We start from the raw sequence: 19,502 nt of genomic DNA on the forward strand, positions 1-19,502 counted from the left end.
AAAAGTACAAATAATTAAAAATTGATGAATTATGAAGTTATTCAAAAGCTTAATCTTAACTGCTAGCTGTTTATTTACACTCAGTCTTTTTGCTCAATCTGATATTAAATCTTATAATTTTAAAAAGGGTGAAATTCTAGATATTCTATTATTAACTACTAAACCTGGAACCAAAAAAGACTTCGAGAAATACAAAAAAACTATCTTTCCTGTCGGCATCGAAAAAACCTACAAACCATTACCCGGTTTCGGTATTTCAGAAACAACTCAAGGCAATATACAGCCTTCTAATTTTATATTTGGTAAATGGAAAGATTTAAAAAATCGCGAAGAATTTATAGCTCAAATCGAGGGTATTGTTCCAGATTTTCATGTACAACGAAGAAATATTTGGTCGTTATTTAATTTAACATATTACGAAATGCCTCAAGACATTTCTTTCAAAATAGACAAAAACAAATACAACGTTGCTACATCGTACTGGAAAAAAGAGACTACATCTTTCAAGAAATTCAAGGAATTATGGTTACAAAAATCATCAGCTAATGGTGGTAAAAAAATTATAGAGCTCACAAACGGAAAATCTGTTGTAGGTTATTATCATAATCCGGATCTACTCGTTATTACTCAATGGGAAAGCAAAGCTGCATTTGATTCTTTTTATAAAGAAAATCTTAAAATGAATCATAAAGGTATCTTACACGTAAATCAGTTTGTATTAAACTAGTATATTAAACCCGAAAAAGATCTTGTTTATATGCAGACATTCCTAAATCAACTTGTCTATTTTGGATATTTTCAAAGCTTGTTTTTGCTATTTATTTATATTTTTTCTAGAGACAAAAGAAAAAACATCAATAAATATATTGCATTTCTAGTATTGGTACTTTCCATTGGGCTAACAGGACGCGTTCTGTATATTTCAGGTTTTTTCGGTGATAATTATCGATGGGTTATTTTTTCAGAATTTTCAACTCTATTATTTGGAGCTACTATTTATCTTTTTACACGATCTAGTTTATTAAACCAACCTTTTTCGTATAAAGAATTACTTCATTATTTACCTGCTGTGGCATATAACATTGGTGTTACTATCGCATTTATAATACCATCAGATAAGATATTACAAACTAGAAATACAACCGGAGAGCAATTTAAAATCACTTTAGTCTTTATTGCCATAGGTTTACTATTCAATATTACATATTGGGTTATGAGTCTCAGAATTTTTCTAAAATTTAAAAAAGACATTCAAAATGAGCTAAGTTATCATATCAAATCTCAGTTCTTCTTTAATTTTCTGATTGCGATAGGGATTTGTTTGATTTGTTGGTCCATCATGTTTATTAATTGGCTTCTAGATCTGGATTTATTCAATAGAACAAGTTGGCAAGTTATTTGGATAAGCATTGCGCTAATAATATTATTCATAACTTTTTATGGTATGAAAGAACCTGATTTATTTAAAGTTACTTCACTACTAACTCCTAAAAAATACGCCCAATCTAAACTATCTAATCTAGAATTGGATCATTTAAAATCTCAATTAGAGCATTTAATGATAGAAAGAAAACCTTACTTAAATAGAAAATTACTAAAATCAGAATTGGCTGAAATGCTTGGAGTGAGCAATCCAGAGATAGCTCGTTTATTAAATGAACGTATCGGGATGAATTTTTTCGAATATGTAAACTACTATCGAATCAAAGAATTTATTGCGCTGGCAAAAACTGATCAAGCTAAAAACATGACCTTTTACGGTCTTGCTCAAGAAGCAGGTTTTAATTCTAAAACTACATTTAACAAATCATTTAAAGATTTAATGGGTACCACACCAAAAGAGTACTTCTCAAATCTATAATCTTATTAAAACAACATCATGTTCAAAATATTTTTATTCAGTATAATTACTGTCGCGACTGTGAACGCTCAACTTAAAGTTCCTGCACTAAGTCCATCTTCTAAAACTACACAAACCGTCGGGTTAACAGAAATTGAGATCGAATATTCTCGACCTAGTAAAAGAAATCGAATCATTTTTGGAGAAAATGGTATTATTCCCTTTGGCGAGTTATGGCGTACAGGTGCAAACGCTGCTACTAAAATTTCGTTTAACGATGATATAACAATTTCGGGAACAATACTAAAAAAAGGAACTTATACCATTCTTACTAAACCTGAAAAATCCAATTGGCAAGTGTATTTCTATAGTTATAAATCAGGAAATTGGAATACTTATGTAAATCAAAAACCTATTGCAAGTATTACAACCAAAACCATTGAAAAAAAGGAGATCTCAGAATCATTTTTAATCTATATAGATAGCATAACTCTTGATAGTGCCGAACTAGTTTTTTCTTGGGGTACCATAAAAATAATACTACCACTAAAATTTAACACACACGAAAAAACAATGTCTAATATAGAGAAAACACTTTCTGGTCCATCAAATTTTGATTATTTCCAAGCGGCATTATATTTACACGAGACACAAAGAGATCTAAATACCGCATTAAGCTATATTCAAAAAGTTACTAAAGCAGAAAACCCTTTATTGTTTCAAGTATATCGCGAATCATTAATCTTGGCTGATATGGATAGAAAACTAGAAGCTATCACTGTGGCTAAAAAATCTCTGGAATTATCAAAAAAAGCAGGAAACAAAGATCTGATTAGATTAAATGAAAGAAATATCAAAAAATGGTCTAAGTAAGGATCTTTTTAAAATTTCTAAGTGTAGATTTGAAAATTGCAAAAAATTATTATTTTCAAATCTACTCTTTTAGAGAAGAGTACTATTATATAACATTCATGATTGAAATTGAACGCAAATTCTTACTAAAATCTACTTCTTTTAAAGATATAGCTCAAAAAAAAACCAAAATATCTCAAGGGTATCTAAATTCTAATCCCGAAAGAGCCGTAAGGGTTCGAATCAAGGGAGAAAAAGGTTTTTTAACTATCAAAGGAAAGAGTAATGATTCAGGCACTTCTCGCTTTGAATGGGAAAAGGAAATTGATATTAAAGAAGCGCAAGCGTTATTACAATTATGTGAAAAAGGTGTTATCCAAAAAACCCGTTATGAAGTTACAGTAGGAGATCACACTTATGAAATAGATGAATTTTATGGTGAAAATGAGGGTTTGATTGTAGCAGAAATAGAATTATCTGATGAACATGAAACATTTACAAAACCCGATTGGTTAGGAAAAGAAGTCACCGGAGATTCTAAATTCTATAATTCGCAATTAAGTAGGCATCCATTCAGAAATTGGTAAAAAAAAGATCTTAAACTAACTATTTTTCAATTAACAAATTTGTAACATTTTTAAATGTAATTAAAGGAGAATTATCCCCGTCTAAGGAGGCTTATTAACCATTAATAAAATATTTATGTTACACAAATCTAAGAAGTCCTTTTTAGGGATATTACTCGTATTATGTCTATCTGCTCCGATAGCAGCGCAAACAGAAGTTAGTGGATTCTATCCACAAAAAAATGAGCTCACCATTGCTCCTAGCTATTCCTACAAACAATATGATCGATTCTATCAAGGAAATGAACTTACTGATGGAAATCCAGCAGGATTGGGTGCAATATCTTCATATATTGTGAATTTATATGGAGAATATGGAATCACAAATTGGTTATCTGCTTCTCTTAATTTGCCATATATTTTTATAGAAAGTGAGAATGGAGAACCAGATCCTGTCCAAGGAACTTCTAGTGTTGATGGGATTCAAGATCTAAGTATATTTATAAAAGGAAGAATACTAGAAAAAAATGTGAAATCCTTAGGAAGATTAGGGTTGGGCGCTGCGGTTGGCACTAGTATTCCTGTTGGTAATTACGAAGAAGAAGGTGTTCTTTCTTTAGGAAATAATGCAAATAGTATCCACGCAAATGTTTTAGCCCAACTAACTACAAATATTAATTTTTTCACAGAACTTCAGTATGGATATAGTTTAAAAGATAATAGTGATTTTGACGTACCTAATGCTCAGGTATATGGTATTAAGATTGGATATTTTAACAGCCATTTTTATACACATGTACAATTAGCCGTGCAGGATTCTATGGATGGATTAGATATTGGGACCCCAGAATTTGTCGAAGCTGGTGGACCTAGAGCGCTTCCAGAAACAGAAGTTGATTACACCAATTTAAATCTAAACTTATATATACCTGTATATAAAAATGAAATAGGTGTCTCTACAGCCTATAGTCACAACCTAGATGGTCGTAATTTTAACAGAGAAACTTCTTTTTCTTTTGGTTTAGTATACAAACCATTATAATCAATTATTAATCAAAAACTCAAAGTCTATATCCTAATTCTTGAACTAGGATATAGACTTATTCTTTTATCTCTATTTTCTTTTTTAACTCTTTCCCATTTTCGTCTAACACAGTTATAACATGTTTTCCCGGACTTGGCTGCACAGGCATTTCATGAAACTGCTTAGTAACTCCCACAAAATGATCATCGATATACCAAAACACTCTTGTCTCTGGTTTTGTGTGAGCAATTTTTAAAACTACATCGTTTATTTTACCATCAAACCCTTTAGGTAGATAAACACTACTATTACCTTTAGGAAAAATAAAAGCCATACTTGCCAATAAATCAGTTCTACAATCGGACCTAAAAGGAGGTAAAGATCTATAATCTGCATGTTTATTTTTATAATAATACGCTTGCAAAGGTGGTAACACAAACCAAGGTTGATGTATCATCCGATCTACAGATTCACAGGAAGAATTCACTCTGTATTCTTTTACAGGGTCTAAGTGAACTAATTGATGATATGGACAAGGTTTGGTTTTGGTTCCAGCCAAAGGAATATAGAAATCTTTAACCGGACATTCTTTTGATGCTAAAAAACCGCTTTTAGTACAAACCTTAGTCATGACTAAATCATCATAGGGTATCGGAAACCAATCAGAATTAGGTAATAGATTCACCACATCGAATAACAAAGGTGCTGCCGAGTTTAATCCGGTAAGATCTGGTCTTCCTTCTCCATCTGCATTACCAATCCATACTCCTACTACATAATCTTTGCTTGCTCCTATAGCCCAAGCGTCTCTATTTCCAAAACTAGTTCCTGTTTTCCAAGCAATTTCTCGTGATGAATCATAAAATTCCCAAGCTTCATCTCCTTGAGGACGATTAACTTTTTTCATAGATTCAAAAGTTAACCAGATACTACCTGCTCCTACAACCGGTTTTTGTTTTACTTTTTTACCGAAATCGACTTTTTCATTTGCTATAACAATTGGTTCTGTAAATTCATTGGTGAAATATTCACTAGAAGAGTTTTCATAATGATTAAGCGTCCCAGAGAATCCAGCGTACGTTTTACATAAATCCCAAAGATTACCTTCTGCCCCTCCAACAATTAATGATAGACCATAATGATCTGCACTATACTTAAGGTCTTTGATCTTAAACACACTTAGTTCATCTCGAAAACGCTGTAATCCATATTTTTGTAATAATCGCACCGCAGGTATGTTTAAAGATCTTGCTAAAGCACTACTAGCGGACACTGCTCCACTAAAAGTTTCATCATAATTCATAGGACTATATCCAGCAATTACAGTAGGCACATCAGATACCAGTTGCTCAGGTAACAATTCGCCTTTATCCATCATAGCGGCATATAACAAGGGCTTGAGTGTACTTCCTGTACTCCTTGCAGCTCTAATAACATCTACATCTTTTTGATGAATCTTATCTGTTGGTGAATTACCTACATAACTCATCACTTCTCTAGTTTCAACATCTAGTACCAATACCGCTATATTATGTACTTCATTTTGGCGTAACAATGTATAGTGTTGTCCTACTAATTGATTCACTCTTTGTTGCAAAGATCTATTTATAGTCGTCCGCACTCTTTGCCCTCTATTAGTGTAAGCAACCCGATCTAATAAATGTGGTGTTTCTTGCGGAAGACGATATGGTTTTTGAGGCAAAGATTCGTTTATAGATAACTCATAAGTTAGAGAATCAATAACTTCTTGTTCTAATAAAGTCTTAAGTAACCTATTTCTTTTACGTAATAGTTGTATCTGGTTTTTTCCAGGATAAATTAATGATGGAGCATTAGGTAAAACTGCTAAAGTTGCACTTTCTGACCAAGATAATTGATGAGCAGGTAACCCAAAATATCTCCAAGAAGCCATATCGATCCCTACAACATTACCTCCAAAAGGAGCATTGGAAGCATATAATCTTAAAATCTCCTTTTTAGAAGCTCCAAACTCTAATCTTGTGGCCAAAACTAACTCTATCAATTTCTCGAAATAGGTCCTCTTTTTCCCTTTTCGAGCAAGCCTTATGACCTGTTGAGTAATCGTGCTTCCACCTCTAACTATTTTGCCTGCTTTTATATTTTCACTAACAGCTTCAACCATCGAAACTGGATTAAAACCGAAATGATTATAAAATTGTTGATCTTCAAATGCTAGAATGCAATGTTCAAACTTTTTAGATACGCTATCAGTTTCGGGAAATCTCCATTGTCCATCCTTTGCAATTTTAGCACCTAATAACTCACCTGATCTGGTTTCTAAAACGGTTGCCGTCGGATCATCAAATAATGGTTTTGGTAAGGAAAAATAATACCAAATAAGAAAAACTCCAATAAGAACAAATCTCTTAGGATGCTTCTTCACATAATATCGGAATCGGCTAAACAATTTTCTTACGATTAGTATAAATTAATAACAACGCTGAAATTTATGTAAATGTCTTTAGATATCCGATAAAACTATACTTAAATAAATTACCACAAAGACTTAATCGATAATTACAACAAAAAACGCTTCATAAAAAAAGCGTAAATCTCCCCGTTTAGTCAAGAATTCTTAATCTTTAAAACTCAATTTTCTCTTATATCTTAACAAATAAACCCTATAATTTCATTAAATTATATCACTCTTAAAAACAATTAGCTATGATTACATTCGCTAAATCATTAAAAATATTGGGGCTTAGAATGTAAAAATGAAATTATATAATGCAATCAAATATGTTATTGCATAGAGTATAATCATTTTTAATAAAAGTTGTTTTACGTTGAAAAAAAATCCAGTATATATATTTTTTGTAATTATTTTTTCACTTCCCTCTTTCTCACAAGAAAAGCCTCTATTTGAGAAAATTGACACTTTAGATGTTTTACTGAGAACTTCAGAGAAACTAAGAGTCTCTAATGATATGTATGCATCATTAGAATACGCTTTTAAAGTGGTTAATTATGCTCAGGATTTAGGTCATAACCATTATTTATCACATGGATATTTATTAATGGGAACCGTACAATACGAAATCATCGATTATGAAAATGCTACCAAAAACTTTCTAAAGTCATTAGAATATACAGAAAAAACAAAAAATAAAGTTCTTTTACCATATGTACTTAATAGTTTAGCAAATGTATATTACGATGGTAACAATGACTATGAGAATGCCTTAAAATATTATAAAAGAGCCGTCAAACTAGGAAAAGGAAATCCTCATATCCAACAATACCAGATACCGTTACATAATCTAATATGGACATATATGGATCTAGACAGGTTCGATGAAGCTTCTATGTATTTAAGAGAAGCTGATAGTATTGACAGTACAATTCCAGATAGTGTGCAAACAGATCGAAGTTCGCTTTACCTCTTAAGAGCGAGAAATTATGCTCATAACAACAACATCATAAAAGCAGAGCAAAACTTCGATAAATCCTTCGAATACTTAAGAGATGAAACGTATTGGCCAAAAGGAAAAAGTTATTTCTATAGATATAGATCAGAGATGTACGAAAAGATAGGTGATTATACAAAAGCAATTAATGACCTAAAGTTATTGAATGAAAATGATCAGAAAGTTTTTGAAAATGCAAGATCCAAAACCGATGAGACCACCAAAATGAGGTTTAAAGTAGATCAATACGAACAAGAGCTAGCAATAGCAAAAAGAGAGAAAGACTTATTATTAGATATAGATAAAAATAACAAAAAGATTATTTTTATTTCCACTACAGCACTTTTATTATTAGCGGGCATAGTTTTCTTCTATTACAGAGGATATCGATCAAAGAAAAAAATCTCGGAAATATTAGAATTTAAGAATCTAGAACTATCCGAAGCTAAATCTCAAGCAGAACAATTAAGTAAAATCAAATCTCAATTTATTTCTACTATTAGCCATGAACTGCGAACTCCTCTATATGGAGTGGTAGGTATTTCCTCCATTTTACTTGAAAATGATACTAAATCAGAGAAAGATAAAAAGTTAATTAATTCACTTAAATTCTCAGCTGACTATTTACTTGATTTAGTGAATAAAGTTTTAAAGATTAGTAAAATTGATTCGGAAGAAAAAGAACTTATCAAAACACCAACAGATCTTTTTTCATTGTCTCAGAACATACTACAATCTTTTGAATATCAATCTCATAAAAAAGAAAACACCTTAATTCTAGATTATAATCACAGCATTCCAAAATTACTTTACATAGACGCTTTAAGAATCTCTGAGGTTTTAATCAACCTAATCGGAAATGCAATTAAATTTACCCAGAAAGGAAAGATTTGGCTTAGGATTAAGTTATTGTCAACTACTGATAAAACCGTTACCATCAGATTAGAAGTAGAGGATACTGGGACTGGTATACCCGAAGATCAAAAAGATTATATTTTCGAAGAATTTTCTCAAGTAGGAAGTGTTTATGATAATAAACAAGGAACCGGTTTAGGACTTTCCATTGTTAAAAACCTTGTTCAAGTAATGGGTACTCAAATTCATTTCGAAAGTAAAAAAAACATAGGGTCTCTATTTTATTTTGATTTAGAATTAGACGTTGCCGAAAGCTTAAATGACCTAAACAACGAATCCGAAAATAAGGAAAGTGCAACTAATATTTCTGCAAAGATTCTTGTTGCGGAAGACAATAAAATCAATCAATTAGTAACTAAAAACTTGCTTAAGAATATTGGGTGTAGTTGTATAATGGCGGAAAATGGAATAGAAGCTGTACAAACTCTAAAGAGAGAATCTTTTGATTTAATTTTAATGGATATTAACATGCCCGTTATGGATGGAGTTCAAGCAACATTAGAAATTAGGCAATTTGACACTACTACGCCAATAATTGCATTGACAGCTTCAGAGCTTAGTGAAGTCTCTGACGAGTGTAAAAAGGCAGGAATGAATGATCTTATCAATAAACCATTAAACAAAGAAGACCTAAGAAACTGTATTGCAAAACATCATAAATAAATTTTTGACTGAAATTTCCCCAAAAAATTATATTCTTATAAAATATTAGCGATAACTTTGCAAAAACTCTTTAATTATATTTTTACAGTAAAAAAATTAGGGGTTTGACATAGTTAACTGTTTTATTATAAACCCTTTTATATAAGATAAAAATACCCACACAAATTACTCAATTCAAAAACTCAACTCCCCTTGAAAAAAATCACATTATTGTTTGCAATAATTGCACTCCCCTGCATATTATTTGCACAATCCAGACAAGAATTTAAAAACACTAATGATTTAAACCCTTTAAACAAATTATCTGATAGCTCAGAATTTCAAAAACAACAAGAAATTGAATTCCTACATAGCATTCAATCCGATATTCACGAAGTAGAAGAATATAAACGTCAGCTAAAAGTCAGTCAACGAGAAAAGGATTTATTAGTTAGTATTGATAAAAATAATAAAACGATCATATACATAACCATTGTAGGGCTCGTACTAGTATTTGGTGTGTTGTTCTTTTACTTTAGAGAATATCACGCAAAAAAGAAAACAAGCGATATTCTAAAGCTAAAAAACATAGAACTATCCGAAGCAAAAAACCAAGCAGAAACATTAAGTAAAATAAAATCTCAATTTATTTCTACTATTAGTCACGAATTAAGAACTCCCTTATACGGTGTAGCGGGAATATCTTCTATGTTGTTAGAAAACAAAGAACGACCAGAAAAAGATATTGAATTATTAAATTCTCTGAATTTTTCCGCCGATTACTTACTTAGCTTAGTGAACAAAGTTTTAGATGTTAGCAAAATAGACTCCGAAAAAGTAAACTTAATAAGCTCTAAAGTAAACCTACTTTCTCATGTAAAAAGTATTATTAAAACTTTAGAGTATCAAGCTTCTCAAAAGAACAATAAACTTAAGCTAGAATATGATCAAATTCTTCCGGAAATTATTAATATTGATACGATCAGAATTTCTGAAGTATTAATTAATCTGATTAGTAATGCCATTAAATTTACAGAAAATGGTACCATATGGATTAGAGCAAAGCTTATAGATAAAAAAGCAAATACCGCTACTATACGATTCGAAGTACAGGATACAGGTATAGGAATTCCAGAAGATCAAATTGCATATATTTTTGAAGAATTTACACAACTAGGAAGCGTCTACGACAACAAACAGGGCACTGGACTAGGGTTACATATTGTGAAAAAAATATTAAACCTAATGGATAGTGATATACATTGTCATAGTGCAAAAGATATTGGTTCTAATTTCTTTTTTACCATTAATGTTGACATCCCTGAAGATTCTTTTTTGGAACCAAATAAGGCTGATAATATAGATAACTCAAATTCATTCCCAACAAAAATACTAATTGCAGAAGACAATAAAATCAATCAAATAGTAACTAAAAACCTATTAAAAAATATTCATTGTCAAAGTACAATTGCAGAAAATGGTCAGGAAGCTTTAGAAATATTACAAAAAGAAACATTTGACATTGTACTTATGGATATTAATATGCCAGTATTAGATGGTATGCAAGCAACGCTAAAGATTAGAGAATTTGATACCTCTACTCCCATTATTGCATTAACCGCTTCTGAACTTAGTGAAGTAGAAAAAGAATGTATAAAAGCAGGCATGAATGATCTCGTAAACAAGCCTCTTAATAAAAATGATCTTAAGGATGCTATTTTCCGAAATCTAACAATTAATAGTATTGAAATTAATAATTAATGTATTTAACAAAACTTTCTACCTAGCACTATATCATTTTGCTAAATGCAAAATTTTAAGTTATTTTTAAAATCTATAATTGAAATAGCCATAAAACAACATCTTTGTAAATCGTTATAAATGATGAAATAAGATGATGGATGTAATAATACTATTTATTATAACTTGATTGGCATTCTTTAAAGAAACAATCTTGGCACGCTCTGTTTTAATAGTATTATTTATCTTCTTTTACTCGTCGGATGTCTTTGCTTGTAGTTGCTCATTTGCTTGGAATGATTCATTTAGTAGAACCATAAAAAACTCAGAGTTCGTTGCTTTAGTCAAAATAATTTCCTTTGACAAATACCTTGACGAAGATATCTTAGGTCATAATGGTAAAATGCCATATTCAATGACTGTTGAAATAATAAAAAAATATAAAGGCAACGAAAAACGAAAAAAAATAAAAATATTAGGAGATAATGGTATGTTATGTCGACCATACTTATCATATTTTAAAATTAACAGTTATTATTTAGTTTCGCCCAATGCATTGGATAATTCTGCAAACACTGAATATGACTTTTTCTCTTGTAGAACAGAATATTTAAATGTAGACATGGATTCAAACGTAGCGTTAGGAAACTATTCCCTGATTAGAAATCAAATTAATCTTGATAAGTTTGAAAACAAAGTAAAAAATGGAGATTGGGATATCTTATTACTTAGCTTAATTTTAAGCTCAACAATTCTACTATTACTATTTATGCGAAGAAACATAAAACGAAAGACCAATAGCAGTTCTAACTAGTAACTTCTTTCGAAGCACCTAAGAAATAAGTCAATTAAACAAAAGATGATGAACAAAGTATTCTCAATATTCGCGCCCATTATTTTACTATTAATTTTAAGTTGCAAAGACTCTAAACCTGATAATTTTAATCAAACCACAAAACAAACAGTTGACATAGAACAAGAAAAAAAAGCTATACTAAAAACGCTAAATAATGAAACCAAAGCTGCGTTTAACAGAAATTACGAAGGCTGGAAAAAAACGTGGGTACATGATCCAAAAATAACAAAAACTTATATCAACTTTGCGGACAGTACTTTTTCAGAATCTGTGGGTTGGAATAAAATAAGCTTATATGTAAAAACTTTTATTGAGGAACATCCAGAACCAGAACCTATACCAAAACTATTAAACGACATAGACCTACGTCTTTACGGCAATGGTGCTTGGGTAACTTATGAACTAAAAGACTCTTTACGTGGATTAAAACGTGAAACAAGACTTATGGAAAAGATAAATGGGTCTTGGAAAATTGCTGGCATGCAAACTACTATTTATGGATTCGAAACTGATAAAAACTAGTTAAAACCCTAATGAATACAATTACACTACCAGATGAATTAAACTTAAAATCTTCTGTTTCAATCATAGTATTTGATTATAAAAATAATACCGAAATAGATAAGCAACAAATCCAATTAAACAAAAATACCTTTAGTTTTCTTCAGGAAGGAAGCAAGGAAGTTTTTTTTAATAATTCTTCTTATGCAATTGATAACACTAAGTTTTTATTAATGAAATCAGGACATTGTTTGATGACTGAGAAACTTTCTAATGATTCAAAATTTTATAGAAGTATTCTATTCTTTTTTTCTGAGGAAGATGTAGTAAAATTTATTCGAAAATTTGAACTCCAATCTACAAGTACCAAAAAAATTTACTCGACTTATTCATTTAACTATGATGTTTTCATAAAACGATTTGTAGACAGCCTTTTAGATATTTCTAAACTCTCTAAAGCCATTCAAGCTAAGATGCTGCACACTAAGTTTGAAGAATTAATGTTATATCTAATAGAACAAAAGGGAGTAGATTTTTTGTACTCTTTAATTAATAATAATGATAATCAAACCCAAAAATTCATACAAACTATTGAGAGTAATACATTAAATAAACTAACATTAAAAGAACTTTCTTTCCTGTCAAATATGAGCGTATCTACTTTTAAAAGAGAATTTGAAAAACAATTCCATAGTTCACCCAGCAAATGGTTTTTGGATAAAAGACTCGAACACGCAGCTTTTCTATTAAAAAACAAATCAAAACGACCATCAGATATATTTGAAGAAATCGGATATGAAAATCTTTCAAATTTTATTCAAGCTTTTAGAACAAAATTTGGTGTAACTCCAAAACAATATCAATCAACTTGAGCTTTTACCAATACTTTTTGAACTAAACTCAATACAGAATATCGTGCTCTGCATCATAAATTTGTTCTTGAAATTAAAAAACAAATATTATGAAAACATCGAATTTAATATTAGCAGTTATTATTGCTTTTTCAGGTTCAATTTTTGGTCAAAATACATTTACCTTATCTAGCAAAAATTTGGGCGGTGAAGCCACTATTAATGAAGAATTTAATGGTTTTGGCTGCACTGGAAAAAACCAATCACCACAATTATCTTGGAGAAATGCTCCCGAAGGAACCAAAAGTTTTGCTATAACTATGTATGATCCTGATGCGCCAACAGGTAGTGGATGGTGGCATTGGGTTGTATTTGATATACCCACAAATATTAATGAATTAGTATCTGATGCAGGAAACACTAAATTAAATTTAGCACCTGACGGAATTATTCAAAGTATTACCGATTATGGAACAAATGGATATGGTGGTCCTTGTCCTCCAGAAGGGCACGGTTTACATCAATATATTATTACAGTTTATGCATTAAAAACAGATACTCTTGGATTAAATGAAAATACTAATCCTGCTGTAGTTGGGTATTATTTATGGAATAATACGCTTGCTAAAGCAAGCATCGTGGCATACTATCAAAGAAGCAAGAAATAAAACTATTTATAATTATATATGCAAGCCGTTAGACTTGCATATATAATTATTGTGATGATAAAACATCATCTCTATTCTATCATATTTACTTTATAACTTCAATCCATTTCCCTTTAGTACGTACAAGATAATCATTGTCGTACATTGCCTCACATTGAATTCCTGGTAAGTAATACTTTCCTAAATAAGAAGCATTTAACAATAAAGTTACTGTTTTACTTTCTCTTGGTTTTAAATCAAAATAAAAGTTAACACGATCATCACGAATATCCGTATATGTAACTTTATTACTTCTGAATGAACCAAAATCTGTAAATCGTGTATTCACAACTTCCCAACCCGAAGGAAAAATCTCCGTAAGCGCTATATCTTTCACTTCACTTCCAGAAGTATTAGTTATAGTTACTTCTGCAACAAAATCCGTTCCTTGTGATAATCGAGTAACATCAATAATTTTTCCATCTCGATTCTTATAATCTACGATAGCTTTAAAATTACTTTGTATTACTTTTTCTTGCCCTACTGGTAAAATTCCACTTGTTGCCAACTGTACAAAAATAGTATTGTCTTTATTGTTTTTAAGTAGTAATTTATTATTCTTAATAATAGACAACTCTCCAGATGACTGCAATGTTTTATCTGTATTGGCATTATTAGATTGCCCATTAAGTGTATAATTTACATCGATTCCTTTTCCACCTACATAAGCAGCATATTTAGCCATTGCCATTAAAGCATAAGAAGTAGTTTGGGTACTCATCCATTGCTTAGAAGATAACTCTTTAGCTAATTCTTCTGCTATCTTTTGTGCTTTTATTTTTTCATCCAATAATACTAATGTCTCTAAAGCCATTGCTCTGTTTCGATTAGTAGACCCATATGTATAATAATGATTTTTCCTTGGCTGAAAATCGATATTAGCGCTATTCAATAATTTATCTGCAGCACTCTTCTGACCGATAAGACCATAGGCAGCTGCCAATCTTAATTTTGCATTATTAGACAAATTCGATGTTTCCCTTAATCTATTCATAGAGGATAAATCTGGACTACCAGCTAATGCTAAAGTATACAGTCGATATGCCTGCGCTAAATCACTACCACCACTTCTCCAACGTTTAGCCTGTTGCTGCTGATAATTAATCCAATTACTTTTAAATCCAATAGGCAATACATATCCTTTCTTATTAGCTTCTAATAAGAAATGTCCCGCATATGTTGTTCCCCAATCATTAGAATTACTATATCCAGGCCAATAGGACATCCCTCCATTAGGCTGAATAAAACTTTTTAATCTATAAATAGCAGCTTCCATATGACGCTGTATCTTTTTCTTTTTATCTGAAGGTAATGTAAATACATCATTTAAATATAACTGCGGAAATGCTCCAGAAGTTGTTTGCTCTACACATCCGTGAGGATAACGTATCAAATACTTTAATCTACCTTCAAAATTCATTGGTGGTAAAGAAGATAATTCAATTGTAGTACTATTGCTTCCATCTACTCCAAAAGATGTAAAATCTACTTCTTGTTGACTATTTGGTTCTAAAACTATAGTGGTAATCTCTGTAGTCATAGGGTTAGGATTAATAATATCAATTGGAATACTGTAAGAAGCTTTTTCTCCGTTACCACTTGCTACTACTTCAATATCAGTAATAGATTCGCCATCGATTACTTCTATATCAAAATACACCATCTTTTCATCTGGTTGAGCAAAAGAAATCTGTTTCGTAGGCTCTCCAATTACCGTAAATCCTTTATTAGGTTTTAAAGTTACATTCACATTCTTTACCTTTTTTTCCATCGCAAAAACTGTGACGGGAATGGTAACTTTTTCACCAGGAGTTATTTTTCTAGGAATAGATGTTAGCACCATTAATGGTTTTCTTACTGGTGTTGTTTTCTCTGTACTTCCGTAGGCAGCATTATTAGCATCAGAAGCAACAATCATAGTTCTAACAGAACCTATGTACTTAGGAATTTTAATTTTATGAGACTTTGTTTCTCCATTTTTCAGTTCAAAAGGACCTTTATATACAACCATTGGTTTAAATCGATTCGCCTTTTTAGCCTTTCCTCCTCCTGCTTCTGCATCACCTCCAATGCTAAAAATTTGATTAATACTTCCTCCATATGCTCCAATAACATCATCATACACATCCCAGGTTTTCACACCTAATGCTTCTCTAGCATAAAATGTATTCCAGGGATTTGGTGTTTTATATCTAGTAAGATCCAATAAACCTTCATCTACAATCGCAATAGAATAGGTCATTGCTTTACCATTTGTCTCACTAATTTTAACATCAATAGTTTCTTCTGGGCGCAACACATCAGGCATCTTTACTATTGGTTCAATCCTAGTAGCTGGATTTTCGACAGAAATTGGAATAACTCCATATAGTCGAATTGGTAAATCATTAGCAGTTGCATTATGAGCTTGTAATAATGTTATATGTATATATACATTTGGCGTATATATATCATCAATAGGCAATTCGAATTTAGTTTCTCCTTTTTGCGGCGTAACCCAAAGAGAAGATAGTACTTCGGTACCGTTTTCTACAGTTACTAAAGCTCTTCCTCCTTCGCTAGAAGGAAATGTAACTGTAGCCGTCTCTCCAACATTATATGTGTTTTTATCTGCTGAGAACATAAGCATCGTAGCAGCAGATGGATCATTCTTGTTAGCTCTACCTGCCCAACCAGGCCAATCGATATAAATCGCTTTTCCGGTAGCATGCCCATCATTAGGATCTACTACTCTTACTAAATATCTACCCCATTCTGGATGCTTAATTTCAAAATTAAAATTGGCTTGTCCCTTACTATTCGTAGAAACTTTAGTTTTAAATACTTCATTTTGATACGATCCACGATTGTAGGAAGAAAGATTATCCTCTGAGGTATCCCACCACCATCGCCAGTTCACCTTATAAACATATACTTCTAGGTCTTTTACCGATTTAGGTTTTCCTTCTTTATCAACGGAAACTACCTCAAAATTATGTGTCGTATCTGTTAGCAACATTCCACGTGCTTTATCGCCTTTGGGAACATTCAGTCCTATATACGTATCATATGGTGAAAAATCTTTAGAAATAACATCTGTACTAAAATCACCACCATTTTCGTAGACCTTAGTTATAAATGATGCTCGTAGCATTCCGGCAGCTTTATTTTCTAATTTAGGTTTTATGGAAAAACTGGCTTTACCTTCTCCAGAAATCTTACCATTAAAAACTTCTAACTCTTCACTACTAAATCTTCTTGAAGGATCATCAAAAATATATCCTGGAAATGCTTTAAAACTTGTTCTTTTGGAATTAAAACGAACATTGATATCTGTTTGCAAATTCTTAGCTACTGCACCATGTAACCACAACACTTCTAAATCTCCATTGATACTTTTATTTGCTCCTAATACCTCATCATCAAAACTTGTTTTTATTTTAAGACGATTTGGTTTTATAGTTTCTATTTTTAAAGCTTTAGAAAAACTCGCTCCTCCTACATTTACCTGAGCTTGCCAATTTCCAGTGGGTGCTTCATCAGAAGTTGTTACACTAAACTTATAAAAGTTCCCTACTCCTTCTGTTTTAGTTTCTTGATAAATTACTTTTCCATAAGGATCCTTTAATTTAAATTTTACAGGATGTCCTTTTGGTAATTTATTAGCATTATCATTAAGCATAAAAGAAAGGAATAAGGTATCTCCTGGTCGCCATACACCACGCTCACCATATATATATCCTTTAATACCTTTCTGTAATCGTACTCCAGAAACATCAAACTTACTGACAGATAGTGCATTCCCGTCATTAAGTTTTACATATGTTTGTTGTTTTCCAGATTGAGCAATCGCAAAATACGCTTGTTTGTCTGCATCAAATCCAGACATACCTTGCGCATCTGTAGTAGCAACACCAATCTCTTGTTGTTGATAGTTATAGAAAGTAACTTTGGTATTAGGAACTGGATTTGTAGTAATGATATCATTCACTGTTACCATATACGAATTATTCAATCCCTTTTTTATAACTACTCCTAGATTAGAAGCTAGTACATTAGCAGCTATTTTCTTATTCCTATAAAAAGAATTACTACACGGATTATCTCTTTCACTCCAATCATAATCGTAATAATCCTCATAATAATATTGTGAGCTATCCCAAAAACTAGACTCTTCTTCACTATCATAATTCTCTGATAATTCATTGATTGAAGTATCATCTGCACTTGCACCGTCACATTTATAAAGAGAATACGCTTTTCTATACTTTAACTCAATTCTATAAATTGCTCCAGGATCAGGCGAGATGAGTTCTTTTAGATCTATTGCAAAAGCATTCCATTTACTTAAATTTAAAGATGTATTTTCTTGCAGATTAATTAGTTTTTTAGCGATTGGTCGAGCAACGCTTCTTAAGTTACTTGCTCCATTAAGATCATTATTTTGCAAAAACTGAAGTACATTATTTTCGAACACTTTAACTACTTGTACTTCTACTGCCCGCAAGTTAATTGCCTCAAAATTAAATTTTAGATTCTCTGAAGTTGGTAAAATAACCCCGCTTTGTAATAACCTGACTTCTGGTTTTGGTTGCTGAAACGAAATGTTTTCCGAATAGGTACTTTTAAGTTTATAATTATCTATACTCTTAATACCTTCAAAAATGGTTACCTCTAATGTTCCTTTTAGTTCTTGTTTTGGGTACACTTTTAAATTCTGACCTATAACAGTATACTTTAGCCCTTTTGTTCCTTCAATAGCAACTAAACCATCAAAATTCTGATTTTTTTCCAAAGGATCAGAAAAATTAATCTCTACATATTGTCCTTCAAAATTGGAAACAGATACGCTTATTACAGAAAAATTATTTTTCCCAGGAATGTTCAATGTGTTTTCACCTTCCGTATCGATATCAACTGATTTTCCAGACCATTTTACAGTCACCTCAGAATCATCTTCAAATCTTTGTATACTATCAATTCTAAAACTAAACTGACGACTTTTATCTAATGATTCTCCAAAATTAATTGGAATATTTTTTCCTTTCTGAGTAGCTGTAATTAGTTGTTTTGCCTTTTCAAAACTTAATTGATCACTGGCCGTAATGGTACCATTTACATATTGCCAATCTTTACTATAGGATTGAAGATTTTCTGTTAGCACTGAGAACTGTTGCTTTAATGTTTTAACACTAAAAACAAACTCTTCATCTAAGTCTTCTTTTAGATCCTTAACCAAACTTTCTAAATTCAATGTAAAGGTATACTCCGTATCTTCTTTAAAACCGTCTTCTGGTTTAAAAGCTATAGTTTGATTATTAACAGCAAATACTTTTCCTTTTACTTTCGGCGAAACTGAAAGGATTTTATCAGAAAGTTCTTGATTATCATCCCAACCTTCAACAGGTGTTTGCAACACTACATACACATTATCTAATACCGAAATTACACCAGTAGAAAGGTCTGAAACATAATCTTGATATTTATTTAGTTCTGAAGCATTTGCTTCAGCTAATGATTTAGCATCTTTCTTTTTACAAGAAAATATAATCGTAGCAAGTAAGAAGAAGCATAGAATCCGTGATGATCGCATGTTGAATG

The 19,502-nt window shown here is 31.4% G+C and carries 13 protein-coding genes; 11 read left to right on the forward strand and 2 right to left on the reverse strand.

Translation table 11 applies throughout. The features are described 5' to 3' along the window. The first annotated feature begins 31 nt into the window (after nt 1-31). From NMK29_RS19505 to NMK29_RS19525, 5 genes are all read left to right on the forward strand, one after another. Nucleotides 32-727: a hypothetical protein gene (locus NMK29_RS19505; protein ID WP_108803288.1), complete on the forward strand. Its 696-nt coding sequence runs from the start codon at nt 32-34 to the stop codon at nt 725-727. Between the two features lie 30 nt (nt 728-757). Then, a complete protein-coding gene (locus tag NMK29_RS19510; RefSeq protein ID WP_108803289.1) occupies nt 758-1,861 on the forward strand; it encodes a helix-turn-helix domain-containing protein in 1,104 nt (367 codons plus the stop codon). Nucleotides 1,862-1,879: 18 nt separating this feature from the next. Further along, nucleotides 1,880-2,713 (forward strand): DUF2911 domain-containing protein, encoded by an 834-nt coding sequence (locus tag NMK29_RS19515; protein WP_108803290.1) that lies wholly within the window; start codon nt 1,880-1,882, stop codon nt 2,711-2,713. Between the two features lie 98 nt (nt 2,714-2,811). Further along, entirely contained in the window at nt 2,812-3,279 is a 468-nt protein-coding gene (locus NMK29_RS19520) for a CYTH domain-containing protein (protein ID WP_108803291.1), read from the forward strand. A 115-nt stretch (nt 3,280-3,394) separates the two neighbouring features. After that, the gene (locus tag NMK29_RS19525; RefSeq protein ID WP_108803292.1) at nt 3,395-4,300 is read left to right on the forward strand and encodes a hypothetical protein; all 906 of its coding nucleotides are present in this window, start codon (nt 3,395-3,397) and stop codon (nt 4,298-4,300) included. 58 nt (nt 4,301-4,358) lie between these two features. Here the strand turns inward: NMK29_RS19525 and pbpC are convergent, their stop codons facing one another. Next, nucleotides 4,359-6,686 carry a penicillin-binding protein 1C gene (gene pbpC, locus NMK29_RS19530; RefSeq protein ID WP_234424259.1) on the reverse strand — a complete coding sequence of 776 codons (2,328 nt, stop codon included), beginning with the start codon at nt 6,684-6,686 and terminating at the stop codon, nt 4,359-4,361. 403 nt (nt 6,687-7,089) lie between these two features. Here pbpC and NMK29_RS19535 point away from each other — a divergent pair, with 403 nt between their 5' ends. From NMK29_RS19535 to NMK29_RS19560, 6 genes are all read left to right on the forward strand, one after another. Then, complete coding sequence (locus tag NMK29_RS19535; RefSeq protein WP_108803294.1) at nt 7,090-9,288, forward strand: response regulator; 2,199 nt, start codon at nt 7,090-7,092, stop codon at nt 9,286-9,288. 192 nt (nt 9,289-9,480) lie between these two features. Then, nucleotides 9,481-11,028 (forward strand): response regulator, encoded by a 1,548-nt coding sequence (locus tag NMK29_RS19540; RefSeq protein ID WP_108803295.1) that lies wholly within the window; start codon nt 9,481-9,483, stop codon nt 11,026-11,028. Between the two features lie 193 nt (nt 11,029-11,221). Next, a complete protein-coding gene (locus tag NMK29_RS19545) occupies nt 11,222-11,821 on the forward strand; it encodes a hypothetical protein (RefSeq protein ID WP_159092206.1) in 600 nt (199 codons plus the stop codon). A 48-nt stretch (nt 11,822-11,869) separates the two neighbouring features. Next, the gene (locus NMK29_RS19550) at nt 11,870-12,385 is read left to right on the forward strand and encodes a hypothetical protein (RefSeq protein WP_159092207.1); all 516 of its coding nucleotides are present in this window, start codon (nt 11,870-11,872) and stop codon (nt 12,383-12,385) included. An 11-nt stretch (nt 12,386-12,396) separates the two neighbouring features. Further along, nucleotides 12,397-13,236 carry an AraC family transcriptional regulator gene (locus tag NMK29_RS19555; RefSeq protein WP_108803298.1) on the forward strand — a complete coding sequence of 280 codons (840 nt, stop codon included), beginning with the start codon at nt 12,397-12,399 and terminating at the stop codon, nt 13,234-13,236. Nucleotides 13,237-13,325: 89 nt separating this feature from the next. Continuing rightward, complete coding sequence (locus NMK29_RS19560; protein WP_108803299.1) at nt 13,326-13,883, forward strand: YbhB/YbcL family Raf kinase inhibitor-like protein; 558 nt, start codon at nt 13,326-13,328, stop codon at nt 13,881-13,883. 85 nt (nt 13,884-13,968) lie between these two features. On the opposite strand, the gene NMK29_RS19565 is transcribed toward NMK29_RS19560, so the two are convergent. Continuing rightward, nucleotides 13,969-19,494, reverse strand: a complete 5,526-nt coding sequence (locus NMK29_RS19565) for an alpha-2-macroglobulin (protein WP_108803300.1) — start codon at nt 19,492-19,494, stop codon at nt 13,969-13,971. Nucleotides 19,495-19,502 lie beyond the last annotated feature (8 nt).

Origin of the sequence: Aquimarina sp. Aq107 (assembly GCF_943733665.1) — a bacterium.
GTDB lineage: Bacteria > Bacteroidota > Bacteroidia > Flavobacteriales > Flavobacteriaceae > Aquimarina.